Raw genomic sequence first — 24,011 nt, 5'->3', positions numbered from 1 at the left:
AGCCTACGGCGCGGATTATTCTATTCGCTGGATTCGCCGCCGCCGTCGGTGCCGGCGTCCACGCCGACGATCGGTGTGGACGACTGTCCCTGCGGGGAGACCTCGGACGGGCGGTTGTCGCAGAAGGCCCTGTACGTGGCCGTGACGAACTGGCCGGCCTTGCCGGTGTCGACCGTGAAGGTGCTCGTGCGCGTCGACGGGTCGAAGCTGCGCACCGTGTTCCCGTCGACGAAGGTGCCGTTCGTGAGGGTCACCTCGTAGGACGTGAGCGTGCCGGTGCCGGACGGGCAGGTGAAGTTCGTCCAGTTGACCGTCGCCTCCTGGCCCTCGATGAACGTGCCGGAGAAGGTCGGCGCGTTCTGCGGGGCGCCGATCGGGGTCTGCTCCCCGTACACGAACAGAGTGATCGCATCGCCCTTCTGAACCGAGCCGCGAGGGTCGACGCTCTCCACCGTGTTGACGAGATCCTCAGACGGCGCAGCCGTTCCGCTGGTCTGGCATTTCGGTACGAGACCGGCCTGCGTCGCGGCGGCCAGGGCGTCTTCGCACGTCATCCCGATCAGGCCGAGGGCGTCCACGTCGATGGGCGTCGGCTCAGGTGTCGGGGTGTTCGACGGCGTCTCGGGCGCCGTCGAAGTCTGCGTCGGCGAGTCCGAGGGACCGGGTTCCCCTCCACCCTGGTTCATCAGGGCCCAGATCGTGCCGCCGAGCACGATGACCAGCAGGGCGATGAGCGCGATCAGCGGCCACGTCCACGGGCTGCGCTTCTTCTTCTCGGCGGGCGCGGCGTCCTCCTCGACGGGGAGCGCGGCCGTCGTGGGCAGGATGCGGGTGGCGCCGTCGTCGCCGGAAGCCGTCAGCATCCGCGTGGCGTCGTCGTCGGCCCCGCCGCGCGCGATGGCGGGAACGGCGATCGCGGCGGAGTTCAGGTCTCCGCGGCGCAGGGCCTGCGCCGCGCGGGCGACGGTCGCGGAGGACGACGGGCGGTCGCCCGGCTTCTTCGCGATCATCGACATGACGAGGTTCTGCACCGGGATCGGCACGGTCGCGGGCAGCGGCGGCGGCTGCTCGTTGATCTGCGCCATCGCGATCGCGACCTGCGACTCGCCCGTGAACGGGCGCTTGCCGGCCAGGCACTCGTACGCGACGATGCCGAGCGAGTAGGTGTCGGTCGCGGGCGAGGCCGGATGACCGGACGCCTGCTCCGGCGACAGGTACTGCACCGTGCCCATCACCTGACCGGTCGCGGTCAGCGGCACCTGGTCGGCGATGCGCGCGATGCCGAAGTCGGTGATCTTGACGCGGCCGTCGGGCGTGATGAGCAGGTTGCCGGGCTTGATGTCGCGATGCACGAGGCCCGCGGCGTGCGCGGCCTGGAGAGCGGATGCCGTCTGCGCGACGATGTCGAGCGTCTTGTCGGCGCTCAGCGCACCGTCGCGCTCGAGCACGGTGGAGAGCGCCTCGCCGGGCACGAGCTCCATCACCAGGTAGGCGCTGCCGTTCTCCTCGCCGTAGTCGAACACGCTGGCGATGCCCTCATGGTTCACGAGTGCGGCATGGCGCGCCTCCGCGCGGAACCGCTCGAGGAACCCCGGGTCCCCCATGTACTCGTCCTTGAGGATCTTGATGGCGACGGTACGTCCGATGACGTGATCCGTGGCCTCCCACACCTCGCCCATGCCGCCGATCGCGATACGCGACTGCAGCTCGTAGCGACCACCGAACGACACACCCTGCGTCGGCCTCATCTGCCCAGCACCGCCTCTATGACCTTCTTCGCAATCGGAGCGGCGATGGTGTCGCCGCTACCGGACTGCCCCTGTCCACCGCCGTCTTCGACGAGGACCGCCACCGCCACCGTGGGATCGTTCGCCGGCGCGAAGCCGGTGAACCACAGCGTGTATGGCTTGTTTCCGTTCTCAGCCGTCCCGGTCTTACCGGCCACGTCGACCCCGTCTATTCTTGCACCCTGCGCCGCTCCGTCAGCGACGCTCGCCACCATGGCGGCCGTGACCTGGTCGGCCACCGTGGCGTCGACGGCGCGGCCGAACTCGGTGTCCTCCGGGGCCCGGATCACCGACAGGTCGTTTCCGATCACGGTGTCCACCAGGCGGGGGTTCATCACGACTCCGTCGTTCGCCAGACCCGCAGCGACCATGGCGATCTGCAGCGGGGTCGCGGTGACCTGACCCTGACCGAATCCGGTGAGGGCCGTCTGCGGGTCGTCGAGCGCGCGCGGATAGCTGGACGGGGTGGAGGCGAGCGGCGTCTGGAAGCTCTCGTTGAAGCCGAACTTCTCGGCCATCTCGCGGATCGCCTCGTCGCCGAGCTCGACGGCGAGCTCCGCCATCGGGATGTTGCAGCTGAGCCGTACGGCATCGGCGATGCTCACGGTGTCCCCGCCGCCGCAGGTGCCGCCCGACGCGTTCGACACGGTGTTGTCCGAGCCGGGCAGCTGGTAGCGGGCGGGGTTCGGCAGCTGAGAATCGGGCGTCCACTCTCCCGAGGCGAAGGCCGCCGCGGCGACGACGATCTTGAACGTCGAGCCGGGAGGGTTGAGGTCTCCGGCGATCGCGCGGTTGAACAGCGGGTCGGTCGGGTCGTCCGCCAGCGCGTCGAACGCCGCGTTCGCGGCATCCGCGTCGTGGCTGGCCAGGAGGTTCGTGTCGTAGCCGGGCGTCGAGACCATGGCGAGGATGCGGCCGGTCGCCGGCTCGATGGCGACGACCGCGCCCTCGAGACCCTGCAGCCCTTCGTACGCGGCCTGCTGGGCGGCCGTGTTCAGCGAGAGCTCCACGCTGAAGCCGCGCTGCGGCTGGCCGGAGAGCAGACGGTCGATCTCCGCGAAGAACGCGTTCGACCCCGTGCCGGAGAGGTCGGCGTTCATCGCCTCCTCGATGCCGGTGCGGGAGTTCAGCGCCGCGTTGTACCAGCCGGTGACGGGTGCCCAGAGGGCGGCATCCGTGTAGACCCGCTGGAACCGGTACTGATCGTCACTGGGCACGGACGAGGCGATCGCCACGTCGTCGACGATGATCGACCCGCGCTGGATCTCGTAGCTGTCCAGCCGCGTGCGCTTGTTGGCGCCGTTCTGGGCGAGGTTGTCGGCCTCGACGACCTGGATCCAGCTGGTCGCGGCGAACAGCGACAGGAACATGAACAGCATCACGACGCTGAGCCGGCGAAGTTCTTTTGTCATCCGATCACCGTCCTCGGCTGGGAGCGGACCGCGTCCGAGATGCGCAGCAGCAGGGCGACGATCAGCCAGTTGGCGATGAGCGACGACCCGCCGGCCGCGAGGAACGGAGTGGTCAGGCCGGTCAGCGGGATGACGCGCGTGACGCCGCCGACCATGATGAACACCTGCAGTGCGATCGTGAACGAGAGTCCGGTGGCGAGCAGCTTGCCGAAGTCGTCCTGACCGGCGAGGCCGATGCGCATTCCGCGGCTGACGAACACCATGTAGAGGCAGAGGATCGCGAACAGGCCGATGAGGCCGATCTCCTCGCCCAGGCTCGTGATGATGTAGTCGCTGTGCGCGAGCGGGGTCACGTCGGGGCGGCCCTGACCCCAGCCGGTGCCGATGAGACCCCCGTGCGCGAGGCCGAAGAGGCCCTGCATCGGCTGGTAGCCCGCGCCGTCGGGGTCCACCTGCTCGGGATCGAAGAGGAAGAGCCAGTTCGTGAAGCGGCCGCGCACGTAGTCGAGGATCTGCGTGGCCACGGCCACGCCGGCCGCCACGAGGGCCAGGCCGATGAGCACCCAGCTGGTCTTGCCGGTGGCGACGTAGAGCATCGCGACGAACATGCCGAAGATGAGGGTTCCGGTGCCGAGGTCGCGCTGGATCACGATGATGCCGAGCGAGATCGCCCACACCACGAGCACCGGCCCGAGCTCGCGCATGCGCGGCCAGGTGATGCCGAGCACCTTCGTGCCGACCGACATGAGGCTCTCCCGCGTGCGCACGAGGTAGCCGGCGAAGAAGATCGCGAGGCAGATCTTCGCGAGCTCGCCGGGCTGGAAGGCGAACATGCCGCCCAGCGACACCCACACCTGCGCGTTCGCGTCGGGAATCCGCAGGCCGGGGACGAACGGCAGCAGCAGGAGCAGGATGCCGGAGAGGCCGAAGATGTACGTGTAGCGGAACAGGACCCGGTAGTTGCGGAGCATGATCACCAGTGCGATCGCGCCGGCGAGGGAGATCGCCGTCCATGCGAGCTGCTTGGTCGAGTACGCGTCCCAGCCGGTGAGGGACTTGGCGATGTCGATGCGGTAGATCATCGCGATGCCGAGGCCGGTGAGCAGGGTGGCGATCGGCAGGACGAAGGGGTCGGCGTCCGAGGCGACCACCCTCAGCACGATGTGCAAGGCGAACGCGAGTGCGGCGAGTCCGCCGCCGATCGCCAGGATCATCGGGTCGATGAGTCCCAGCGCGCCGAGCTGCACGAGCGTCAGCGAGGCCCCGCTGATGACGGTCGCGAAGAGGAGGAGCCAGAACTCCCGGTTGCGCTGCGTCTGCGGCATCCGGATCTTCTTCAGCGCCTTGATGACGCTGGTGTCGGCGGCGACGTCGGCGCTCACGGGACCACCTCCGTCGGCGAGGGCGACGGGACCGGCGTGGGCAGCGGGGTCGAGTTCTCGATGACGCGGTCGGCGCCCGCCTGCAGGCGGACCACGATCGCCTCGGCATCCGCCAGCGACCGCGCGGTGATGGTGCGCTCCACGGAGTTGCGCTGGTACGGCGGGAGGTCGGCGAGCAGGATGTCGGTGTCGCGGACCGGCGTGGAGAGAGTGATCGGGCCGATGTTCTGCTGCACGCCCTGGAAGATCACCACGCTGTCCTCGTCGGCGCCGACGAAGTAGCGCGTCTGCGTCCAGCTGTAGGCGGCGAAGGCGGCGAAGCCGAGCATCGCGAGGACGAGCAGCATCGCGGCGATCCAGCCGAGCCGGCGGCGCTTGGCGCGGCGGCGGTCCTCCTCGATGAGCTCCTCGAGGTACTCGGCGGCGGGCTCGAAGTGGCTGGGCTCGTTCGCCGCCTGGCGCACCGGGTGCAGCCAGTTGCCGCGCGCGGAGCGCACCGGCGGCACGGTGACGTTCGCAGGGTTGGAGGCCGAGCCGACGATCGTCGGCGTGCCGGAGTGCAGGGCGTGCTGGCCGCCGACGTCGACGAGGACGATGGTGACGTTGTCGGGGGCGCCCCCGTCGAGGGCCTGCTTGAGGAGGGCGTCGGCCGTGCGACCCGGGGCCATGCCGACGCGCAGGGTCTTCAGGATGTGCGCCTCGTCGACGACGCCGGAGAGGCCGTCGGAGCACAGCAGCCAGCGGTCGCCGGGCTGGGTGTGCATGACGAACATGTCGAGCTCCGGGTCGGAGTCCATGTCGCTGAGCACGCGCATCAGCACCGAGCGGCGCGGGTGGTAGCGGGCCTCCTCCGGCGTGATACGGCCGGAGTCGACGAGCCGCTGCACGAAGGTGTGGTCGGTGGTGATCTGCGTCAGCGCGTCATCTCGGTAGAGGTAGATCCGCGAGTCGCCGATGTGCCCGATGACGGCGTAGTCGTCGACCATGATGATCGCGCTGAGCGTGGTGCCGAGGCCGGCGAGCTCCGGACGCTCCTTGGCGGCCCGGATGAGGTCGACCGCGGCCGTCGTGGTGGCGGCCTGCAGCTCCGCCTGCGCATCCTCCGTCGAGGCGTAGCCGTGATCGAGGGGCTCCATCCGGTGGATCGCGAGGCTCGAGGCGACATCGCCGCCGGCGTGACCGCCCATGCCGTCGGCGACGACGAACAGGTTCGCCCCGGAGTATCCGGAGTCCTGGTTGTTGGAGCGGACCTTCCCGGTGTGGGAGATCGCGGCGCTCGAGCCCTCGAAGACCATGCCGACGCGGGCCTTACGCTCTCAGCTCGAAGGTCGTGGCGCCCACCTTGATCGTCGAGCCGAGGGTGAGGCCGACGGGACCGCCGGTCACCTTCTTCCCGTCGACGTAGGTGCCGTTGGTGGAGTCGAGGTCCTGGATGGCCCAGCGGTCGCCGCGCAGCAGCAGGCGCGCGTGGTGGCTCGACGTGTAGTCGTCGCGGATGACGAGGGTCGACTCGCTGGAGCGTCCGATGGTCAGGGACTCGCCGGCGAGCGGGAGCTCGAGGCCGGCCTTGGGGCCGGAGGTGATCACGAGCCTCTTGGCGGTCGCGATGGTCGCGGGGCCGGTGCTGGCTGGCCTCGAGGATGCCGGCTTCGCGGCGGGGGCGGCGGGGGCGGCGGGAGCGGATGCCGGTGCGCCGGCCGCGGCCTCAGCGGGGAGCTTGCGCACCTTCACGCCGAAGAGGTCGGCGCGCAGCGAGTAGACGACGCCGAACACGAAGAACCACAGCAGCACGAGGAAGCCGACGCGCAGCAGCAGGAGCACCAGTTCGCTCATCAGATCACCCCGAACGCGCGGGTCGCGTCATCGTCGTGCGGGCCGGCCGGGCGCTGCGGGGTCGCGACCGGGACGATCCGGAAGACCAGGTCCGTGCGGCCGATCGTGAGCGTGGTGTCGGTGGGGAGCGCGGCCTCGCGCACCTTCTGCCCGTTCACCTTCGTGCCGTTCGTGGATCCGAGGTCGCGCATCATGGCGCGCTCGCCGTCCCACAGGATCTCGACGTGCTTGCGGCTCGAACCGGCGTCCGCGATCGTGATGTCGGCATCCGATCCGCGGCCGATGACAGTGCGGGCGCGGGTGAGCGAATGACGGCGTCCGTCGACGTCGACGACGGCCTGCCAGCTGACGCGGCCCTCGACGGTGCCGGAGCTGACGCGCACCGTTCCGATGGTGACGTTCTCGTCGGCCTCGATCGTGATCGCCAGCGGACCGGCGAAGCTGTACCCCTGCGCCGTGGCGTGGGCGGTCAGCAGCGCATGCAGCTCATCGGTGAGGGCGCCGCCGAGTCCGTGCATCCGCTCGGCGTCGTCGGCGCTGAGGCGCACCACATAGCTGTTCGGGGCGATGATGCGGTCGCGGCTCACCACAGCCGCCTTGGTGTCGGCCTCGCGCCGGAGGGCGGAGGCGATCTCCACGGGCTGGATGCCGCTGCGGAAGGTCTTCGCGAAGGCGCTGTTCACAGCGCGCTCGAGACCCTTCTCAAAGCTGTCAAGTAGTCCCACTGGGCTCCTCTGGCATGCCGACCGGTGGGTACATCGTAGCCAGGTGACCTGGGTGAACGCCCTCGTGTGGCGGGATTGCGGTGTTCGCGGGGTGCGGAGGACCGGGTGAGGTGCGTCTTGATGTCGCGCGCCTGGGTCGAAGGCGGCAGGAGCGCGCACCCGGGCGAGGGGCCGGATGTCGGGGCGCCGGCGAAGTGCGCGTCGAGGTCGCCTGCCTGTGTGGAAGGCGGCAGGAGCGCGCACCTGAGATGACGCTCGGCTCGGTTTCTGAGAGGGCGCGATGGCGTGATAGGCTCCCTGAGTTGAGTTCTTCGGAACGAGACGCTCGCGCGAGTGGCGGAATGGTAGACGCGCTGGCTTCAGGTGCCAGTGTCCGTATGGACGTGGGGGTTCAAGTCCCCCCTCGCGCACAGCGAGAAGAAGGCCCGGTCTGATGACCGGGCCTTCTTCGTTCCCCCGGGGGTTCACGATGCCTCCCGGTCGGGGACGGGACGCACGGCGGAGAGGGCGGCGATGAGCGCCCCCGCCTGGAGGGGACCTGCGTAGGCCACGCCGTTCACGAAGAACGTGGGCGCTGTGGTGAGGCCCATGGCGTCGGCATCCTGGAAGTCCTCGTCGACCCGGTTGTGGAAGGTGCTGCGCCGGAGGTCCTCTTCGAGCCGCGGCAGGGAGGCGCCCACGGCGGCGGCGGCCTGGAGCACCTGCTGGTCGTCGAGCGGACCGCGTTCGCTGAGGCGGTTGAGCTCGGTGCGCATCGCCCAGAACAGCGCAGGGTCCTGGGCGGATGCCGCCTCCAGCGCCTCCGGCGTGCGCTCGGGGGCGAAGTCGCTGCCGGGGGCGAGGTAGCGGAAGACGAAGGCGAGGTCGTCGCCGAACCGCTCGCGCACGTTCGCGACGACGTCCTCCGCGGCGAGGTCGTCGTACTCGCCGAACGTCCCGTACTCGACGAGCACGAGCGGGGCGTCCGGCGACCCGAGCACGTGGTCCCTGTCCGGATCGACCGGACGGGTGAGCTCGGTCCGCTCCGGGCGGTGCGCGGCGTCGAAGCGGGTCGTCAGGCCCAGCGCGACGGCCCCCAGGACTGCGGCGAGTATCGACCCGGTGAGCACGCCGATGCGGGCATCCGCCTGCGCGACGGGATCGTCGATCGCGAGGTTCACGATGAGGAGGGAGATGGTGAACCCGATGCCGCTGAGCAGCGCCGCGGAGAGGAGGTGCCTCCCCTTCAGTCCGGGCGGCACCGCACCGACGCGGAGGAGCCTGGCGACCCGCGGCGCGACGAGGATCCCGATGAGCTTTCCGCCGACCAGGCTCACCACGATGCCCCAGGCGAGCACCGAGCCGAACGCGTGCGCCAGCGACTCGGGCGTGATCCGGACGCCCGCATTGGCCAGCGCGAACAGCGGCACGACGACATAGGTCACCGTGCGTGCGAGCTGGAGCTGGAGCCGGTCGTTCACGGAGATGGAGCTGAGGATGCCCTCGGCGGCGGCCTTCCCCTTCGCCGCCGTCGGCGAGCGGCGGAATCCCTGGGCGAGGTCCTCGGTGCGGCCCACGTGCTCGCGGTGCGGCGGGAACACGGGGAGGAGCAGTGCGAGGACGACGCCGGCGATGCTCGCGTGGATGCCGGAGCTCACCACGGCCACCCAGAGCAGGATTCCGAGTCCGACATATACCGTTCCTCGCCACACCCGCATCCGCTGCGCCGCGTACACGACCGCCGTCACGCACAGCGCTGCGGCGACCCAGCCGAGGTCCACCGCGTCCGTGTAGACGAACGCGATCACGAGGATGGCGCCGATGTCGTCGACGACGGCCAGCGCCAGAAGCAGCACGCGCAGCTGCGGCGGGACGAGGCGCCCGAAGACGGCGAGAAGGCCGAGCACGAACGCCGTGTCCGTCGAGATCACGACGCCCCATGCCGCCGCATACGGGGAGTTCCAGGTGATCAGGACGAACAGGAGGGCGGGAACGAGCATCCCGAATGCCGCCATCAGCACCGACACGCTCGCGTGGCGCCAGTCGTGCAGCTCGCCGAGGACGAACTCCTTCTTCACCTCGAGGCTGACGAGGAAGAAGAAGATGGTCATCACGCCGTCGTTGATCCAGTGCAGCAGGCTCAGCTCCAGGCGCGCGTCTCCGACGGCGATGCTGACGGGCGTGTGCCAGAACGCGTCGTAGCCGGCCGGCGCGAGGTTCGCCCACAGCAGCGCCACGGCCGTCGCCATCACCAGGGCGATCGCGCCCGCTGCATCCGATGCGATCATCCGCCTGATGCGATTGCTCCGCGTCATGTCAGCCCCCGATCGTCGTCGCTGGCGACGGTACAGCGGCAATGTTTCGGCGATGTTCCCGGATGATCACAGGGCCCTTCCCCTGTTCTCGCCCGCTATCCTCGTCCCATGCACTGCAGGCAGCAGCGATTTCCGCACCCCCGGCCGGGAGACGGCCGCGGGGTCCTGCTCGTGCGCTCCTGACGCACTGGTCTCCGCAGGCACGGCCGGGGGAAGCCCCATCCTTCGCCACCTGCAAGCAATGGAGACCACCATGTCGTACCTCACCCCCGACCAGCTTCACCGCGCCCTCACGCTGCGCGATCTGACCGATCCCGTCCAGGGAGAGCACGCCGTCCAGGTCCTGCTCGACGCCGTCGTGACAGCCCTGCGCGACGAGTGGGGCTGCACCGTGCGCAGCATCCGCTCGTCCCCGATCGTGCCCGTGCACGACAACTACGACCGCCTCGGCTACGACCCGCACGACGTCACGCGGGCCCGCCGCTACACGCGCTACCTCAGTCCGCGGGTGATGCTCCGCAGCCACATGAGCGCCGAGATGCCGGCAGCGCTCGAGGCGTATCGCGGCCGCACAGACGTCGACGAGCTCCTCGTCGCGCCCGGCATGGTCTACCGGCGCGATGCCGTCGACCGCAGCCACGTCGGCGAACCGCACCAGGTCGACCTCTGGCGCGTCCGCAGCACCGGAGACACCAGCGACGAGGACATGCTCGGCATGATCGCCGTCCTCGTCGATGCGGTGCTGCCCGGCGCCGAATGGCGGGTGACGGATGCCGTGCACCCGTACACCCTCGGCGGCCGGCAGATCGACGTGCGCCACGACGGCGAATGGCTGGAGCTCGCCGAGTGCGGGCGCATCCACCCGGACGTGCTCCGCGGTGCGGGTCTCGACCCCGAGAGGTGGTCCGGACTCGCGCTCGGCATGGGCCTGGAGCGTGCGCTGATGCTCCGAAAGGGGATCCCGGACATCCGCTATCTCCGTGCAGCCGATCCGCGCATCGCCGAGCAGATGCTCACGCTGGACCCCTGGCAGCACGTCTCCCCGCTCCCCGCCTCGCGGCGCGACATCTCCGTCGTCACCGGCGCGGACGAGGACGAGGAGACGCTCGGCGACCGCATCCGCACCGCGCTCGCCACGGACGCCGACGTGATCGAGGCCGTCGAGCTCCTCGCCCGCACGGCGCACGAGGACCTGCCGGATGCCGCGCGCACACGCCTGCTCACGCGTCCAGGGCAGCACAACCTGCTGCTGCGGATCGTCCTGCGCCCGATCGACCGCACGCTCACCTCGGATCAGGCCAACGGCATCCGCAACGCGGTCTACCGCGCCGTGCACGAGGGGCCGGTGCTGGAGCTGATCTGACGGATGCCGGGGGTCGGCGGGACTACCCCCGCGGACCCCCGGCGTCAAGGCCCGTGCGGTCCGGAGGGCCCGGACGGATGCTGAGGATCCACCGCCGTGACAGGAGCACCATGTCGAACCCAGACGCATTCGTGAACAGCCAGGCGCCGCTTCCCGATCTGCCATCGGAGGAGCTCTCCGACGCCACGATGCCGGAGGACGAGGAGCAGCCCGAGACCCAGGGCGAGGAGCCGCAGGAGGCCGAACTCGGGGAGGACGGCCAGGGCGACCCGGGTCCGGAAGGCGAGCCGGACCTCCCCCTCACCGATCCGCCGGAGGACCTCCGCGACGCCGTCGAGTGAGGAGCGCCGGTCACTCCCCCGAGCTCTGCCGGAACTGCCGCTCCCAGTCGCGCAGCTCGCTGCGGCCGATGAGGGAGTCGAGCGAGACCTGGAAGAGCAGGCCCTTGCGGGCGTTCACCTGCTTGATGTTGTCGACGATCTGCGTGGTGAGGCCGGCGAGGGCCTCGCGCACCTCCCCGATGCGGTCGTCGGGGTCGTCCCACAGGTCGGGACGGGTGAGCAGGTCGAGCAGGTAGTCGCGGTCGAGTGCGGCCACGAGCCGGGCGAGCTTGTCGGAGTACTCCGCCTCGGCGAGGACGCTCTGGTCCTCGCCGGCCTTCGCGTCCAGGCGGACGAACAGCTGCTCCACATGAGAGGCGAGCGCGTCGATGCCGGCCGCGGTCTCGGCCGCCACGGGATTGCCGGGGACGGCGGCGTAGAAGGGGACGAGCTCCCGCAGGCGGTTCACCCGCAGGCGGATGCCGGCCGGCACCGGGTCGGCGCTCGCCGCGGGCTTCCGGCGGCGCCGGGCCAGGAGGCCGATCGCCGTGCCGGCCGCGGCGACCAGCACGACGCCGCCGATGATCACGGGCATCAGGAGGTCCCCGCCGCCGGCAGGACCACCGGGCGAGGAGGGCGTCGCCGCCTCGATCTCCCGGACCGTCTCGACGAGGGCCTGCTGCAGGTCGCCTGCGGAGCTCTCGTTCTCGTTCGCGATCCGGAGAGCGTCGTCCCCGAGCACGACGGAATCCGCCATCAGGTCGTCGCCGATCGCGAGGATCACGGTCTGTTGATCTGCGGCAGCGGTGAGCTGCTCCAGGAGGTATGTGTCGTAAGGCATGTTGAGTGCGGCCTCGGTGGGCAGAACCACCACGGCCAGCGATCCGTCATCCGGGATCGCCTCCGCAAGTACATCCGAAAGCCCTGCGGAGTCCGGTACGTCGGGCGAGACGTAGAGGTCACCGCCCTGTATGCCGGTGACGGCATCCTCCAGCCAGGGGTTGCTGGCCGCGATCACGTTCATGCGCACCTCAGAAGTTGTTGATCACGGAGGCGAAGACGAGGTCGATGCGCTCGGCATCCGAGGCGTCGAAGAGCTGCCCTCCCGTGGCATCCGCGATCCGCTGGAGCGCCGTCGGATCCGCCCCCTCGCCGTAGGCGATCGTGAAGATGCGGACGGGGGCGTCGTCGCCGCCCTCCTTCGTGCTCTTGCCGATCCGTGCGATCAGCGAGTCGAGGGAGATCCGCGAGTCGGTGTCCTCGCCGTCGGAGAGCACCACGATCGCGTTGATGCGCCCCGGCTCGGCGCGTTCGCGCATCGCCTCGTAGGCGAGCAGCACGGAGTCGTACAGCGGGGTGCCGTTGCGCTGTGCGTAACGGAGGTCGTCGAGGGAGGAGTCGAGCTTCTCGCCGTCGGAGCCCAGGGCCGTGACGTCCCTCAGCACCTGGATGCCGTCGCCCTCGTCGGAGGAGATGCCGGTGGTGAACGCCCACACGCCGATCTCGTCACTGGAACGGAAGTGGTCGAGTGTCGCCTGGGCTCCCTCGATCGCCCCGTCGAGTCGCGAGCGGCCGTCGCCGATCGGGTCGTCCATCGACCCCGAGATGTCGATGAGCTCCAGCACCGAGGAGGGCTTGCGGACCTGCGTCCACTGGTCGATCGCGCTGGAGATGACGTCGACGTCCGGCTTCGGCAGCGTGATCGCGGGCTGGGCGGGGTCGACGCCGTACTTCGCGGTGAAGAGCTCGCCCAGCGGGACGGACTCGTCCAGCGGACGGAAGCCGTACTCGGGAACGATGCTCTGCGCCGCATTCGTCTGCAGGAACGCGGCGAACGCCTCGCCTGCGGTGCGCTGCTCCGCGGTGACCCAGTCGGCGCCGAGCACGGTGACCGGGTTGTCCGACCACAGCGATCCGCCGGCAGGGTACACGGCGACGAGCTTCGTCTTCGGCGGGGTGAGCGTCTCGCCCGGCTGCACAGTGTGCGAGTCGGGGTTGCCCTGGTTGTAGTTGAGCAGCGAGGTCTCTTCGAGGGCGACGGCTGAGACGTAGGCCGAGCCGTTCGCGCCGTTCTGCGTCTCGTCGTACAGCGTCGTCAGCACGTTGCCCGTCGTGTCGCCGTAGTGGATGACGCACTCCTCGAAGACGCGGGAGAAGTCGGCGGCCCCCTCCACATCGGCACTCGTCAGGTCCGCCTGCTTGCCCGAGGCCTCGTACGCCTGCATGAGGATCGTCGAGAGGCCCGTCGTCGACGTGTTCGGGTTCGTCTTCGAGATCTTGAAGGCGCCCCAGATGTCCTTGCCGACGCTCCCCCAGCCCGCGGGGTCCTGGCAGAGCCGCGACAGGTCGGTGATGCTGACCGGCTTGTCCGGCCAGCCCAGGGCCTCGGCCATCGGCTCCGGCATCCCGAACACGACCGGGGTGCGGGTGAACGACGCGGGGTCTCCCACGAGGCCGGCGGATGCCGCGGCGGCGACGCGGTCGGTCCAGACGGTGGATGCCGGCGACCAGAGCGTCGGCCAGAGCGAGCGGTCGTCGCTCGGCCAGTCCTCGCCGGAGGTGAGGAACCGGGTGGCGTTGCCTGAGGAGACGTTGATCGGCCGCACCGTGGCGCAGGTGCCGAGGTCGTCGTGCTCCGGCGACTCCTTGAACGCGTCGGCGAGCTCGTCCAGCATGTTCACCTTCTCCGACGAGGTCGCGATGGTGAGATGCGTGCAGCCGTCGTCGGGGAATCCCTGGCCTCCGTCGGGCGTCTCGCCGCCGTCGCCCGTGCACGCGGCCAGCGCGAGGGCGGCGGTGACCGCCATGGCGATCGCGGAGGAGGTCCGCCGGATGGTGAACCGTCGTGCGTTGCGGGGCGCGCTCATGGGCCTAGGGTACCCACGTCTGGCGCCGCTGACGGCGGATCGGCGAAGCCGGTCCTCAGGCCGGGACCACGCTCCCCTGCAGAGCGTGCACGACGGGGGCGAGCTCGGGCTGTGCGACCGCCTCGCCGAGCACGCGCTCGAGCGTCTCGTCGTGGATCGGATGCGCCTGCTCGTAGAGCTTCTGCCCGGCGGCGGTGAGCTCGGTGTAGATGCCGCGTCGGTCGTCGGCGCAGAGGATGCGGGTGAGCAGCCCGCGGTCCTCGAGCCGGGTCACGAGCCGGGTGGTGGCGCTCGGGCTCAGTGCCGTCGCGCGGGCCAGCTGCTGCATCCGCATGTGCCAGCCGTCCTGGCGGCTGAGGGCGTCGAGCACGGTGTACTCGACGACGGACAGGCCGACGGATGCGCCGAGTGCGCGCTCCAGCTCGGCCTCGATGATGCCGTGCAGCGCCGCCAGCGTGCGCCACCCGCGCGCGCGGATCTCGACGGCGTCGTCCGAGATGCCCATGGTGCCTCCGAAATGTAGTTGCTTGCGCGGGATAGTTGCGTGTGCAATGATTAGTGCTCATGACGCAATATCCCGCGTCTGCAACTATCTTAGCAGAGAGCACACCATGCCACTCGGACTCATCGCACTCGCCATCGGCGCCTTCGGGATCGGACTCACCGAGTTCGTGATCATGGGCCTCCTCCCCGAGGTCGCCACCGACTTCGCGGTCGCAGAGGCGACCGCGGGATGGCTCATCTCCGGCTACGCGCTCAGCGTCGTCGTCGGCGCGCTCGGACTCACCGCCGCCACCACCCGACTGCCCCGCAAGCCCGTTCTGGTCGGGCTCGTCGTCCTCTTCATCGCCGGCAACGTGCTCACCGCGCTCGCCCCCGACTACACGACCGCGATGATCGGCCGCATCCTCGCGGCGCTGAGCCACGGCGCGTTCTTCGGTATCGGCTCGGTCGTCGCCGCCGACCTCGTCGAGCCCGCCAAGAAGGCCCGGGCCATCGCCATCATGTTCACCGGCCTCACCGCCGCGAACGTGTTCGGCGTCCCCTTCGGCACCTTCCTCGGCCAGCAGTTCGGCTGGCGCTCGACGTTCTGGGTCATCTCCGTCATCGGGGTGGTCGCCCTCGCCGGCATCGCCGCGCTCGTCAAGGCGCCGCAGACCAGCGGCGAGCAGGTGAGTCTCCGGCACGAGCTCCGCGCCTTCCGCTCTGCGCAGGTCTGGCTCTCGCTCACCGTGACCGTGCTCGCCTACGGCGGCATGTTCGGCGCCTTCACCTACATCGCCTACACGCTCACCGGAGTGACCGGATTCGACGCCTCCGCCGTGCCGTGGCTTCTCGTGCTGTTCGGTCTCGGCCTCGTCGCGGGCAACGCGATCGGGGGCCGGCTCGCCGACCGCTCGATCGACCGTACTCTCCTCGGCTTCATCGCCGCCCTCGTCGTGGTTCTCGTCGCCTTCGGAGTGCTCGCCTGGTCGCAGCCCGCCACGATCGTGATCCTCGTGCTCATGGGAGGCTTCGGCTTCGGCACCGTGCCGGGACTGCAGAGCCGCATCATGCAGTACGCGGGCGGCGCCCCCACGCTCGCCTCCGGCGCGAACATCGGCGCCTTCAACGTCGGCAACGCGCTCGGCGCCTGGGCCGGCGGCGTCGGCATCACCGCCGGACTCGGCTACACCTCCCCCATCTGGATCGGCGCCGCGATCACGGCATCCGCCCTCGTCGTCATGGGCATCGCCGCCGCACTGGCCCGCCCCGCCCGCGCCGTCTCACCCACCACGCTCACCGTCGCCACGGTCTGACCGCCCTCATCCCGCAAGGAGAATCGATGAACACCCTCACCGTCCCCACCGTCACCCTGAACAACGGCATCGAGATGCCGCAGCTCGGCTTCGGCGTCTTCCAGGTGCCGGATGCCGAGACCACGGCAGCCGTGTCCGCCGCGATCCGGGCCGGCTACCGCAGCATCGACACCGCCGCGATCTACGGCAACGAGGCAGGCGTCGGCCGCGCGATCGCCGAGTCGGGCATCGCCCGCGACGACCTCTTCGTCACCTCCAAGGTCTGGGTCTCCGACCACGGCTTCGACTCCACGCTGCGTGCCTACGACGAGGCGCTCGACCGCCTCGGCCTCGACTGGCTCGACCTGTACCTCATCCACTGGCCCACCCCGGAGCGGGGCACGTATCCGGAAACCTGGCGCGCCCTCGAGCGGCTGTACGCCGAGGGCCGCGTCGGTGCGATCGGCGTCTCGAACTTCGAGCCCGAGCACCTGGAGCGCATCGCCACCGAGAGCGGCATCGTCCCCGCGGTGAACCAGGTCGAGCTGCACCCGGCGCTGCAGAACCGCGCCGTCGTCGCGGCGAACTCGGCTCGCGGCATCGTCACCGAGGCGTGGAGCCCGCTCGCACAGGGCGCCGTGCTCGGCGAGCAGTCCGTCGCCGACATCGCCGCCCGCCACGGCAAGACGCCGGCTCAGATCGTGCTGCGCTGGCACCTGCAGCAGGGGCGCGTCGTCATCCCGAAGTCGGTCACTCCGGCGCGCATCGCGGAGAACATCGATGTCTTCGACTTCGAGCTCGCCGCCGAGGAGCTCGCCGCGATCGACCTCCTCGAGCGTGACGGACGCACCGGCCCCCACCCCGCCGCGTTCAACGGCTGAGCGGGAGCGGCCGGGGAGACCGCGCCGGGCTACTGCGCCCGCATGAACTCCTCGGCCGCGCGCACCTGCTCGGCAGAGGGGCGGATGCCGGTGTAGAGCACGAACTGCTCGAGGGCCTGCAGCGTCGCCACCTCGGCGCCAGTGATGACGGTCTTCCCCGCCGCGCGGCCGGCTCGGATGAGCGGAGTCTCCGCGGGCAGTGCGACCACGTCGAACACGACGGATGCCGCCGCGACCTGCTCCTCCGTGAACGAGAGCGCGTGCTCGTCGACGCCGCCGGCCATGCCGATGGGGGTGATGTTCACGATGACGTCCGCCGTCTCGCCCTCGGCATCCGGGAGCCAGCGGAAGCCGTAGAGATCCGCGAGCGCCCGGCCGTTCTGCTCGTTGCGGGCGATGAGGGTGACGTCGGAGAAGCCGGCGTCGCGGAAGGCCGCGGCGGTGGCCTTGGCCATGCCGCCCGATCCGCGCAGCAGCACGGAGGAGGCCGTGTCGAGACCGTTCCGCTGGATGAGCTGGGCGATCGCGGAGTAGTCGGTGTTGTACGCCGTGAGCACGCCGCCGTCGTTCACGATCGTGTTCACGGAGTCGATCGCGGTGGCGGAGGGGTCCATGCGGTCGACGAGCGCGATGACGTCCTCCTTGTAGGGCATCGAGATCGCGCAGCCGCGGATCCCGAGGCCGCGGACCCCGGCGATGGCCTGGGCGAGGTCCGTGGGTGCGAACGCCTTGTAGATCCAGTTGAGCCCGAGGGCCTCGTAGAGGAAGTTGTGGAACCGCGTGCCGTTGTTGCTCGGCCGTGCCGAGAGCGAGATGCACAGCGTCATGTCCTTGTTCAGCATGGTCACCCGACCAGGCTAGTCCTGCTGCCGTACGGGCACCCCGGTGACCCCGTCCGCCAGGCACCAGACTGTGACTCAACTTTCTTCCAAAAATGTCCCCCAAAAGGGGGACAAAAGTCTGAGGAAGGGGTTATGCTGTTCCTGACGCACCCTCCGGTCGTCTTCGGCCCTCATCGCTCCCCCCGCGGTGAGGGCCACACCATTTTCCGGACGGGGTCCGCGGCCGCCGGGCCCGCCCGCCGCTCATGCAACATTTCTGTTACGGGCTGACACCTGCTATACCGCCAGGGGCCTGCTCCACTAGCGTTAGCGATGTCGGTGCATCCTGCGTCGGCTTCTTTTCCAGCAGAACAGGCAGTAAATGAGCACCCAGGGCACGGTCAAGTGGTTCAACTCGGAGAAGGGCTTCGGCTTCATCTCCCCCGACGACGGCGGCGCTGACGTCTTCGCGCACTACTCCGCCATCCAGTCATCCGGCTACCGCTCTCTCGAGGAGAACCAGCGAGTCGAGTTCGATGTCGCGCAGGGCCCCAAGGGCCTGCAGGCCGAGAACATCCGTCCGCTCTGAGAGCGGACGACCCCAGAACTCCCCGCACCGGGAGCCGCCTTCCGCGCGGCCTCCGGCGGGGAGTTCTGTGCTTCGGTCGACGAAACCGCTCCTGATCGGGGATTCAGTTAAGGAGTAGGGCGCGCAGCGCATCCGGGGATGACACCCGGTACGCGGCAGCATCGCCCTCATGCGCGTCGCTGAAGCCCCAGTCGACGAAGACGACGGGGATGCCATTGGCTCGTCCGCCGTCCACATCGTGATGACGGTCGCCGATGAGCACCGGGCGGGACGTGTCGGCGCCGCGCTCGCGCAGCCGCCGCAGCGCCTCGACGATGATGTCGGCCTTCGAGGCGAGCGTCGACTCGTCCGGGGTCGCCCCTGCCGTGGCGAGGAAGTACGGGCGGAGCTCGAAGTGGTCGACGAGGGCGTCGACCTGGAGCTCCGGCTTCGAGCTCGCGGTCGCCTGCGGCACGCCGGCGGCGTGCAGGTCGCGGATGATCTCCGGCACGCCGGGGTACGTGCTGACGTCGGTGGTGTAGCCGTCGGCCTTGCCGAGCGTGCGATAGAACCGCACCGCCTCCGCGGCCTCCTCGGGCGTCATCCCGGCCTGGTCCTGGAAGGACTGGAACATGGGCGGCCCGATCCAGTGGATGAGGTCGGCGCGCGTCGGCGCGGGCTGGCCGAAGTGCGTGAGCGCGACGTTCAGGCGGCGGAGGATGCCGACCGACGCATCGATGATCGTTCCGTCGACGTCCCAGAGCACGCAGGAATAGGGGGATGCAGGCATGCCTCCAGCCTATGGTCGCGCGATGGCGCCTCCGGACGTGCGTCAGGACCCGGGAGAGGCCGCCTTCTCGGCGGGGTTGCTCGGCGTCCAGCCGAGCCAGCCGTCGTCGGCGGCGACCACGGTCCAGTCGCCGCACGCGTAGACGGTGTCCATCGCGAAGACGTCGGGCGCCCCGTCGAGCGCGTACACCGGGGCCGACGCGCGGGCCGTCTCGGCGCAGACGGCCGGATCGAGCTCCTCGTCGCTGCGCAGCAGGATCGCGGCGACGGCGGAATCCGTCGACGCGGTGCCGGTGATGCCGGTCGCATCGGCCGGCACCCACGCGGCATCCCTGTCCCAGCCGTCTTCGAGCGCCTGACGGTCCTCGAACGTGAGGTCCACCTCCTTGTGCACGATCTGGTTGTAGAGGCCTGTGCAGCCGGTGGCGAGGAGGGCCGTGGGGATGACGAGGGCGCCGAGCGCGACGGCTCGGACGACGGGACGCGTGTTCATGCCCCCAGCCTCCTCCGCGGGGCCGGGGCGGGTCATCCGCCTGCGGGGTGATCGCGATACACCGCGCGGATGATCGTCAGAACAGGCGCGGGGCTCCCGACTCGATGCCCTTCATGTCGTCGTAGTCGAGCACCAGGCAGCGGATGCCGCGGTCCTCGGCGAGCACGCGGGCCTGCGGCTTGATCTCCTGCGCGGCGAACACGCCCTGAACGGGGGAGAGGTGCGGATCGCGGCCGAGCAGCTCGAGGTAGCGGGTGAGCTGCTCGACGCCGTCGATGTCGCCGCGGCGCTTCACCTCGACGGCGATCGCCGCGCCGTCGGCATCCCGCACCAGCAGGTCGACCGGCCCGATCGCCGTCGGGTACTCGCGGCGCACCAGCGTCGCGCCGTCGGCGATGAGCTCCACCTGCTCGGCGAGCAGGCGCTGCAGGTCGGCCTCGACGCCGTCCTTCTGCAGGCCGGGGTCGATCCCGAGGTCGTGGTTCGAGTCGTGGATGATCTCGTAGATCTGCACGCGCAGGGCGTCGCCGGTCTTCTTGTGGGTGACGCGCCAGACGTCGATGACTCCGGCGCCGGCCTCCTCCTCGCCGGGCTCCTCGGTGTTCAGGGAGCACGGCGGGCTCATCCAGTTCAGCGGCTTGTAGCTGCCGCCGTCGGAGTGCACGAGCAGGCTCCCGTCCCCCTTGTGCACGAGCAAGCGCGTGGCGAGCGGGAGATGGGCGTTGAGCCGACCGGTGTAGTCGACGGAGCAGCGGGCGATGACGAGACGCACCCGACGAGCCTACTTCGTCGCGGGGGCCATCTCGTCCGCACGGAGAGGCCGCGCCGCCGCCGAGAACAACCCGGAGAGCGCAGCGAGCACCACGAGGATGTACAGCGTGTTCAGCAGCCCGATGTGCTCGCTGATGAAGCCCAGCACGGGCGGCCCGCCGAGGAAGGCGATGTAGCCGATCGTCGCGGCCGCGCTCACCCGGGCGGCGGCCTTCGCCGGGTCGTCGGCGGCGGCCGACATGCCGAGCGGGAAGCCGAGGGAGGCGCCGATGCCCCAGAGCGCGGCGCCGACGAAGACCAGGGGAGTGCTCGGCGCGAGGATGAACAGCAGGATGCCGGCGGCCGCGGTGACGGACAGGATGCGGAGCACGATGACGCGGCCGAACCGATCGACCAGCGGCCCGCCGAACAGGCGCACGACCGTCATCGCGACGGAGAAGGTGGCGAGGGCGGCGGCGCCCGCGACGGGACCCGCGCCGTGGTCCTCGGAGACGCCGAGCGCCAGCCAGTCGTTCGCGCCGCCCTCGGCGAAGGACATGCCGAGCATCACGACGCCGAGCGCGTAGGTGCGGGGCTCGCGCCAGGCCTCCAGGGCGACGTGCATCCGCTCGCGCCAGTGCGGCTTCTCGTGCGGCTCCGGGTCGAGGGCCGCCTCGCGGTTCGGCACGTTCGCCCAGCAGGCGACCGCGGCGACCGCGATGACGGCGGCGATGAGAAGGGTGTGCCCGGCGACGTCGGCGCCGAGCTGCACGAGCAGGGCGCCGGCGCCGGCGCCGATCACGGTGCCGAAGCTGAAGAAGGCGTGGAACACCGGCAGGATCGTCTTGCCCATCTGCTGCTCGATGGCGGTCGCCTCGACGTTCATCATGACGTCGACAGAGCCGTTGCCGAGGCCGAACAGCACCATGCCGACGACCACCACGGGCAGCGAGCCGAGGACGTCGGTGCCGATGCCGATCAGCGCGACGCCGGCGCCGAAGCACAGCATCGTGATGAGCATCCCGAGCCGCGCGCCGGTCCGGGCCATCACCGCCGGACTCGTGGAGATGCCGAGGATCGACGAGATGCCCATGCCGAGCAGCAGCAGACCCATCTGAGCGTTGTCGACGCCGAGGCCCGCCTTGATGTCGGGTACGCGCGAGGCCCAGGTCGCGACCGAGAGACCGCTGGCGAGGAAGATCGCGAAGATGGCGATGCGCCAGCGCACGAACTGGGAGCGGGTCAGGGCGGTGTCCATGCGGCACAGCCTATCGAATCGATTCGAGCCTTCGAAACCCGGGGAGCTATCCTCGGAGTATGAGCAGTCAGGAGACCTCGCGCCGGGCGACGATCGCCGACGTCGCGCGCGAAGCCGGCGTGGCGACCTCCACGGCCTCGGTCGTGTTCAGCGGAAAGGCCAAGGTCGCCCCGGCGACGCGTGAGCGCGTGCTCGCCGCGGCCGCGGCGCTCGGCTATGCGGGGCCCGATCCGCGCGCCGCCTCGCTCCGCCGCGGACGCAGCGGAATCGTCGCTGTGGTGCTCGAGGGGCATCTGCGTGCGGCGTTCCTCGACCCGGTCACCACCGCGATGATGGACGGGCTCACCGACGGCCTCGCCGATCTCAGCGCCGGCATCCTGCTGATGCGCGATGACCCGGCGGAGAGCGACGGCACCGCGCTCGCGAACGCTCCGGTCGACGCCGTGGTGCTGATCGGATGCTCCGGGCGCACCCGCTCCTCCCTCGAGATCGTGCGCGGGAGGGGTCTTCCCGTCGTCGTCATCGAAGGAGATGCGGGGGAGGGGGTCCCGCGGATCACCCTCGACAACGCCGCGGCCGCCGCCGACGTGGCGCGCCACGTGCGGGAACTCGGGCACACCGACGTCGCTCTCGTCACGCTGCCGCTGGACACGACGCGCGATCGGCTGCCGGTCACGCCGGCGCGCATCGCCTCCGCGACCGTCGACGTCACCATCGACCGCCTCGAGGGCATGCGCTCCGTCTTCCCCGATGCGCCGGCGATCTCGGCATCCGGCAGCCTCATCGACGAGGGTCTCCTGGTCGGACGGATGCTGCTCGCCGACGCCGCTCACCGCCCCACCGCGGTCCTCGCGCAGAGCGATCTGCTCGCCGTCGGCGTGATCCGGGCCGCCGAAGAGCTGGGGCTGCGGGTTCCGGAGGACCTCTCCGTGGCTGGCTTCGACGGCATCGCCGTGGACGGACTCGGCGGCCCGGTGCTCACCACCAGCGTGCAGCCCGCGGTCGAGAAGGGCAGGGCCGCGGGGGAGCAGGTGGCGCGGATGCTGCGCGGAGAGCAGGGCCTCACCCAGCACCTCACCTGCCGGTTCCGCCAGGGGACGACCACGGCGCCGCCCGCGCGCTGACCGCCCGCAGTGCCCTCAGCTGCGCTGCGGGCCGAGCGGGAGACGCTGCGCGCCGAAGTCCAGGATCCGGTAGCGCCCGCAGTCGACGATCTCCTCGGGGACGGCGGACACCGGGAGGTCCCAGGGCACGGTCTGCGCATCCTCGACGAGGAACGACACCTCGCCGACGACGAAATCGGTGCGGTTCACCAGCCAGGCATAGGCGTTCAGGCGGTGATCGACCTGCACGAGCAGGGCGGAGTCGTCCAGGTGCGCCTTCGGCAGCCGCACCGTCCAGAACTGCCCGGCACCGATGCGGCCGGAACCCTCCACCCAGTCGGTCACGCAGCCGAGGTCGCGGTCCGGAGCCTGGGCGGCCGCGCTCAGCCGGGGGAGGCTGACGGATGCCGCGGCGAGCAGCACGACCGCCGTGGCGGAGACCAGCTGAACGCCGAGGCGGCGCGGCAGGCCGGCAGTGCGCGGCAGGGCGACCAGGCCGAGCAGGGGAGCGAAGGCGACGGGCTGCAGATAGCGCGCCGCATGCGTGCCCAGGGCGATCCCTCCGATCACGACGAGCAGCGGCAGCATCCACCCCGCGGCGGCGACCAGGCGGGCGCCCTGCCCCCGCGCTCGGGCCGTGTTCCGTATCGCCAGGGCGAGGAGAGCCAGTGTCAGGAGAGCGCTGACGACGCCGAGCGGCGCGGAGAGCCGTTCGGCGAGGAGCCCGCCGTAGTAGCCCAGCGCCTGCATCCACTCGGCGGGCCGGGCGTATCCGACGCCCGCGTTCGCGATCCATGCCGAGAACGGAATGCGAACGAGGAGGCCGAGACCCGTGCCGGTGAGGAGGAGGGCCAGGAGCATCAGGACCCGGCCCCTGCGTTCCACGTCGCGCAGTGCGAGGAGCAGGAGCAGGGTGAGAGGCACGGTCGCCCAGGCCGCGAAGAGCGGGTTCGTGAGGGCGGATGCCGCGGCGACGACGCCGAGCCCGGCGAATGCGGCAACAGGACGGCGATCCGCATCCAGCGCGCGCCGGGTCAGGCCGACGGCCGCGATCACGGCCACCACCGTGGCGGAGTAGTAGGTGGTGGTGAGCTGCAGTGACGCCAGTTCGAGGGCGTCGCGGGAGGGCGACGCCTCCGTCATGGCGAGCGCGCCGAAGGCGGCTGTGGCGATCAGAGCCCAGGCGACCGGGGCCGCGCCCGACCTCCGGCGCCCGGCCGCCAGTCGCAGCGCGCCGTACACGGCCATCAGGTTCACGACGGCGCAGACCGCGAGCAGGCTGTTCAGGTCGAGCGGCAGCACGGCGTCGAGGGCGGCGAACACGGCCGTCTCCGGCAGGAACAGGACGCTCGACATCGCCCAGTCCAGCGGCGCTGCGGAGAGCACCGAATCCGCGAAGAGGGCCACGACGAGGGAGTCCCCGTCGCGGAACAGCAGCTCCGCGCGCGCGGTGGAGGCGACCTGCGCCGCGACGATCACCGCGAGGGCCCCGGCGCCGAGCCATCCCGCGGTCTCCCGCACCCAGGTGCGCTGCATGGGACCACTCTCGCACGGGGCCGCCTGTGCGCCCGGTAAACTGAGCGGACA

General features: G+C 70.5%; 22 protein-coding genes and 1 tRNA gene. 7 read left to right on the top strand and 16 right to left on the bottom strand.

What is annotated here, in order from left to right; genetic code table 11:
• Nucleotides 1-20: 20 nt before the first annotated feature.
• The 6 genes from G6G98_RS13415 to G6G98_RS13390 are packed head-to-tail and all read right to left on the bottom strand — an operon-like array spanning nt 21 to nt 7,139.
• A complete protein-coding gene (locus G6G98_RS13415) occupies nt 21-1,748 on the bottom strand; it encodes a protein kinase domain-containing protein (RefSeq protein WP_067356951.1) in 1,728 nt (575 codons plus the stop codon).
• Nucleotides 1,745-3,199, bottom strand: coding sequence for a peptidoglycan D,D-transpeptidase FtsI family protein (locus G6G98_RS13410; RefSeq protein WP_164234015.1), 1,455 nt, complete (start codon nt 3,197-3,199; stop codon nt 1,745-1,747). The genes G6G98_RS13415 and G6G98_RS13410 overlap by 4 nt, the downstream gene beginning before the upstream one ends.
• Nucleotides 3,196-4,581, bottom strand: coding sequence for an FtsW/RodA/SpoVE family cell cycle protein (locus G6G98_RS13405; RefSeq protein WP_164234016.1), 1,386 nt, complete (start codon nt 4,579-4,581; stop codon nt 3,196-3,198). Before G6G98_RS13405 ends, G6G98_RS13410 begins: the two co-directional genes overlap by 4 nt.
• Nucleotides 4,578-5,876, bottom strand: a complete 1,299-nt coding sequence (locus tag G6G98_RS13400) for a PP2C family protein-serine/threonine phosphatase (protein WP_067356942.1) — start codon at nt 5,874-5,876, stop codon at nt 4,578-4,580. Before G6G98_RS13400 ends, G6G98_RS13405 begins: the two co-directional genes overlap by 4 nt.
• Before the next feature lie 13 nt (nt 5,877-5,889).
• On the bottom strand, nt 5,890-6,414 hold the full coding sequence (locus G6G98_RS13395; protein ID WP_164234017.1) for an FHA domain-containing protein FhaB/FipA: 525 nt from the start codon (nt 6,412-6,414) through the stop codon (nt 5,890-5,892).
• A complete protein-coding gene (locus G6G98_RS13390) occupies nt 6,414-7,139 on the bottom strand; it encodes an FhaA domain-containing protein (protein WP_164234018.1) in 726 nt (241 codons plus the stop codon). The genes G6G98_RS13395 and G6G98_RS13390 overlap by 1 nt, the downstream gene beginning before the upstream one ends.
• A gap of 327 nt (nt 7,140-7,466) precedes the next feature.
• On the opposite strand from G6G98_RS13390, the gene G6G98_RS13385 reads away from it, so the two are divergent.
• Nucleotides 7,467-7,549 (top strand) — tRNA-Leu (locus tag G6G98_RS13385).
• 54 nt (nt 7,550-7,603) lie between these two features.
• On the opposite strand, the gene nhaA is transcribed toward G6G98_RS13385, so the two are convergent.
• Entirely contained in the window at nt 7,604-9,433 is a 1,830-nt protein-coding gene (nhaA, locus tag G6G98_RS13380; RefSeq protein ID WP_164234019.1) for a Na+/H+ antiporter NhaA, read from the bottom strand.
• Between the two features lie 253 nt (nt 9,434-9,686).
• On the opposite strand from nhaA, the gene G6G98_RS13375 reads away from it, so the two are divergent.
• Both G6G98_RS13375 and G6G98_RS13370 read left to right on the top strand, forming a co-directional pair.
• The gene (locus tag G6G98_RS13375; protein ID WP_164234020.1) at nt 9,687-10,796 is read left to right on the top strand and encodes a hypothetical protein; all 1,110 of its coding nucleotides are present in this window, start codon (nt 9,687-9,689) and stop codon (nt 10,794-10,796) included.
• 110 nt (nt 10,797-10,906) lie between these two features.
• On the top strand, nt 10,907-11,137 hold the full coding sequence (locus tag G6G98_RS13370; protein WP_164234021.1) for a hypothetical protein: 231 nt from the start codon (nt 10,907-10,909) through the stop codon (nt 11,135-11,137).
• A gap of 10 nt (nt 11,138-11,147) precedes the next feature.
• Here G6G98_RS13370 and G6G98_RS13365 read toward each other — a convergent pair whose 3' ends face one another.
• Genes G6G98_RS13365 through G6G98_RS13355 form a run of 3 tightly spaced genes read right to left on the bottom strand, consistent with a single transcriptional unit; the run spans nt 11,148 to nt 14,488 of the window.
• Nucleotides 11,148-12,140 carry a hypothetical protein gene (locus G6G98_RS13365; protein ID WP_164234022.1) on the bottom strand — a complete coding sequence of 331 codons (993 nt, stop codon included), beginning with the start codon at nt 12,138-12,140 and terminating at the stop codon, nt 11,148-11,150.
• 7 nt (nt 12,141-12,147) lie between these two features.
• Nucleotides 12,148-13,983, bottom strand: coding sequence for a substrate-binding and vWA domain-containing protein (locus tag G6G98_RS13360; protein WP_164234023.1), 1,836 nt, complete (start codon nt 13,981-13,983; stop codon nt 12,148-12,150).
• Nucleotides 13,984-14,038: 55 nt separating this feature from the next.
• A complete protein-coding gene (locus tag G6G98_RS13355) occupies nt 14,039-14,488 on the bottom strand; it encodes a MarR family winged helix-turn-helix transcriptional regulator (RefSeq protein WP_067356913.1) in 450 nt (149 codons plus the stop codon).
• Nucleotides 14,489-14,594: 106 nt separating this feature from the next.
• Here G6G98_RS13355 and G6G98_RS13350 point away from each other — a divergent pair, with 106 nt between their 5' ends.
• Nucleotides 14,595-15,782, top strand: a complete 1,188-nt coding sequence (locus G6G98_RS13350; RefSeq protein ID WP_067356910.1) for an MFS transporter — start codon at nt 14,595-14,597, stop codon at nt 15,780-15,782.
• Nucleotides 15,783-15,808: 26 nt separating this feature from the next.
• Complete coding sequence (locus G6G98_RS13345) at nt 15,809-16,642, top strand: aldo/keto reductase (protein ID WP_164234024.1); 834 nt, start codon at nt 15,809-15,811, stop codon at nt 16,640-16,642.
• A gap of 29 nt (nt 16,643-16,671) precedes the next feature.
• Here G6G98_RS13345 and G6G98_RS13340 read toward each other — a convergent pair whose 3' ends face one another.
• The gene (locus G6G98_RS13340; RefSeq protein WP_208321495.1) at nt 16,672-17,490 is read right to left on the bottom strand and encodes a shikimate 5-dehydrogenase; all 819 of its coding nucleotides are present in this window, start codon (nt 17,488-17,490) and stop codon (nt 16,672-16,674) included.
• A 355-nt stretch (nt 17,491-17,845) separates the two neighbouring features.
• Here G6G98_RS13340 and G6G98_RS13335 point away from each other — a divergent pair, with 355 nt between their 5' ends.
• Entirely contained in the window at nt 17,846-18,052 is a 207-nt protein-coding gene (locus G6G98_RS13335; RefSeq protein ID WP_067356903.1) for a cold-shock protein, read from the top strand.
• A gap of 103 nt (nt 18,053-18,155) precedes the next feature.
• Here the strand turns inward: G6G98_RS13335 and G6G98_RS13330 are convergent, their stop codons facing one another.
• From G6G98_RS13330 to G6G98_RS13315, 4 genes are all read right to left on the bottom strand, one after another.
• Nucleotides 18,156-18,821 (bottom strand): HAD hydrolase-like protein, encoded by a 666-nt coding sequence (locus G6G98_RS13330; protein ID WP_067356900.1) that lies wholly within the window; start codon nt 18,819-18,821, stop codon nt 18,156-18,158.
• Nucleotides 18,822-18,863: 42 nt separating this feature from the next.
• Nucleotides 18,864-19,313 carry a hypothetical protein gene (locus G6G98_RS13325; RefSeq protein ID WP_067356896.1) on the bottom strand — a complete coding sequence of 150 codons (450 nt, stop codon included), beginning with the start codon at nt 19,311-19,313 and terminating at the stop codon, nt 18,864-18,866.
• Between the two features lie 76 nt (nt 19,314-19,389).
• A complete protein-coding gene (gene nucS, locus G6G98_RS13320) occupies nt 19,390-20,085 on the bottom strand; it encodes an endonuclease NucS (protein WP_067356891.1) in 696 nt (231 codons plus the stop codon).
• Nucleotides 20,086-20,094: 9 nt separating this feature from the next.
• On the bottom strand, nt 20,095-21,321 hold the full coding sequence (locus G6G98_RS13315; protein WP_164234025.1) for an MFS transporter: 1,227 nt from the start codon (nt 21,319-21,321) through the stop codon (nt 20,095-20,097).
• Between the two features lie 59 nt (nt 21,322-21,380).
• Here G6G98_RS13315 and G6G98_RS13310 point away from each other — a divergent pair, with 59 nt between their 5' ends.
• A complete protein-coding gene (locus G6G98_RS13310) occupies nt 21,381-22,445 on the top strand; it encodes a LacI family DNA-binding transcriptional regulator (protein WP_164234026.1) in 1,065 nt (354 codons plus the stop codon).
• Between the two features lie 15 nt (nt 22,446-22,460).
• Here the strand turns inward: G6G98_RS13310 and G6G98_RS13305 are convergent, their stop codons facing one another.
• The gene (locus G6G98_RS13305; RefSeq protein WP_164234027.1) at nt 22,461-23,960 is read right to left on the bottom strand and encodes a hypothetical protein; all 1,500 of its coding nucleotides are present in this window, start codon (nt 23,958-23,960) and stop codon (nt 22,461-22,463) included.
• Between the last annotated feature and the right edge of the window lie 51 nt (nt 23,961-24,011).

The organism is Microbacterium hydrocarbonoxydans (assembly GCF_011752045.1).
GTDB lineage: Bacteria > Actinomycetota > Actinomycetes > Actinomycetales > Microbacteriaceae > Microbacterium.
The sequence above is the reverse complement of the archived record's forward strand: the minus strand, read 5'-3'. Positions and strand labels throughout refer to the sequence as shown.

Excerpts from the sequence above, each read along its gene's own strand:
- G6G98_RS13415 (WP_067356951.1), bottom strand. The coding sequence starts at position 1,748 with ATGAGGCCGACGCAGGGTGTGTCGTTCGGTGGTCGCTACGAGCTGCAG.
- G6G98_RS13410 (WP_164234015.1), bottom strand. The coding sequence starts at position 3,199 with ATGACAAAAGAACTTCGCCGGCTCAGCGTCGTGATGCTGTTCATGTTC.
- G6G98_RS13400 (WP_067356942.1), bottom strand. The coding sequence starts at position 5,876 with ATGGTCTTCGAGGGCTCGAGCGCCGCGATCTCCCACACCGGGAAGGTC.
- G6G98_RS13395 (WP_164234017.1), bottom strand. The coding sequence starts at position 6,414 with ATGAGCGAACTGGTGCTCCTGCTGCTGCGCGTCGGCTTCCTCGTGCTG.
- nhaA (WP_164234019.1), bottom strand. The coding sequence starts at position 9,433 with ATGACGCGGAGCAATCGCATCAGGCGGATGATCGCATCGGATGCAGCG.
- G6G98_RS13375 (WP_164234020.1), top strand. The coding sequence starts at position 9,687 with ATGTCGTACCTCACCCCCGACCAGCTTCACCGCGCCCTCACGCTGCGC.
- G6G98_RS13370 (WP_164234021.1), top strand. The coding sequence starts at position 10,907 with ATGTCGAACCCAGACGCATTCGTGAACAGCCAGGCGCCGCTTCCCGAT.
- G6G98_RS13365 (WP_164234022.1), bottom strand. The coding sequence starts at position 12,140 with ATGAACGTGATCGCGGCCAGCAACCCCTGGCTGGAGGATGCCGTCACC.
- G6G98_RS13360 (WP_164234023.1), bottom strand. The coding sequence starts at position 13,983 with ATGAGCGCGCCCCGCAACGCACGACGGTTCACCATCCGGCGGACCTCC.
- G6G98_RS13355 (WP_067356913.1), bottom strand. The coding sequence starts at position 14,488 with ATGGGCATCTCGGACGACGCCGTCGAGATCCGCGCGCGCGGGTGGCGC.
- G6G98_RS13350 (WP_067356910.1), top strand. The coding sequence starts at position 14,595 with ATGCCACTCGGACTCATCGCACTCGCCATCGGCGCCTTCGGGATCGGA.
- G6G98_RS13345 (WP_164234024.1), top strand. The coding sequence starts at position 15,809 with ATGAACACCCTCACCGTCCCCACCGTCACCCTGAACAACGGCATCGAG.
- G6G98_RS13335 (WP_067356903.1), top strand. The coding sequence starts at position 17,846 with ATGAGCACCCAGGGCACGGTCAAGTGGTTCAACTCGGAGAAGGGCTTC.
- G6G98_RS13330 (WP_067356900.1), bottom strand. The coding sequence starts at position 18,821 with ATGCCTGCATCCCCCTATTCCTGCGTGCTCTGGGACGTCGACGGAACG.
- G6G98_RS13325 (WP_067356896.1), bottom strand. The coding sequence starts at position 19,313 with ATGAACACGCGTCCCGTCGTCCGAGCCGTCGCGCTCGGCGCCCTCGTC.
- G6G98_RS13315 (WP_164234025.1), bottom strand. The coding sequence starts at position 21,321 with ATGGACACCGCCCTGACCCGCTCCCAGTTCGTGCGCTGGCGCATCGCC.
- G6G98_RS13310 (WP_164234026.1), top strand. The coding sequence starts at position 21,381 with ATGAGCAGTCAGGAGACCTCGCGCCGGGCGACGATCGCCGACGTCGCG.
- G6G98_RS13305 (WP_164234027.1), bottom strand. The coding sequence starts at position 23,960 with ATGCAGCGCACCTGGGTGCGGGAGACCGCGGGATGGCTCGGCGCCGGG.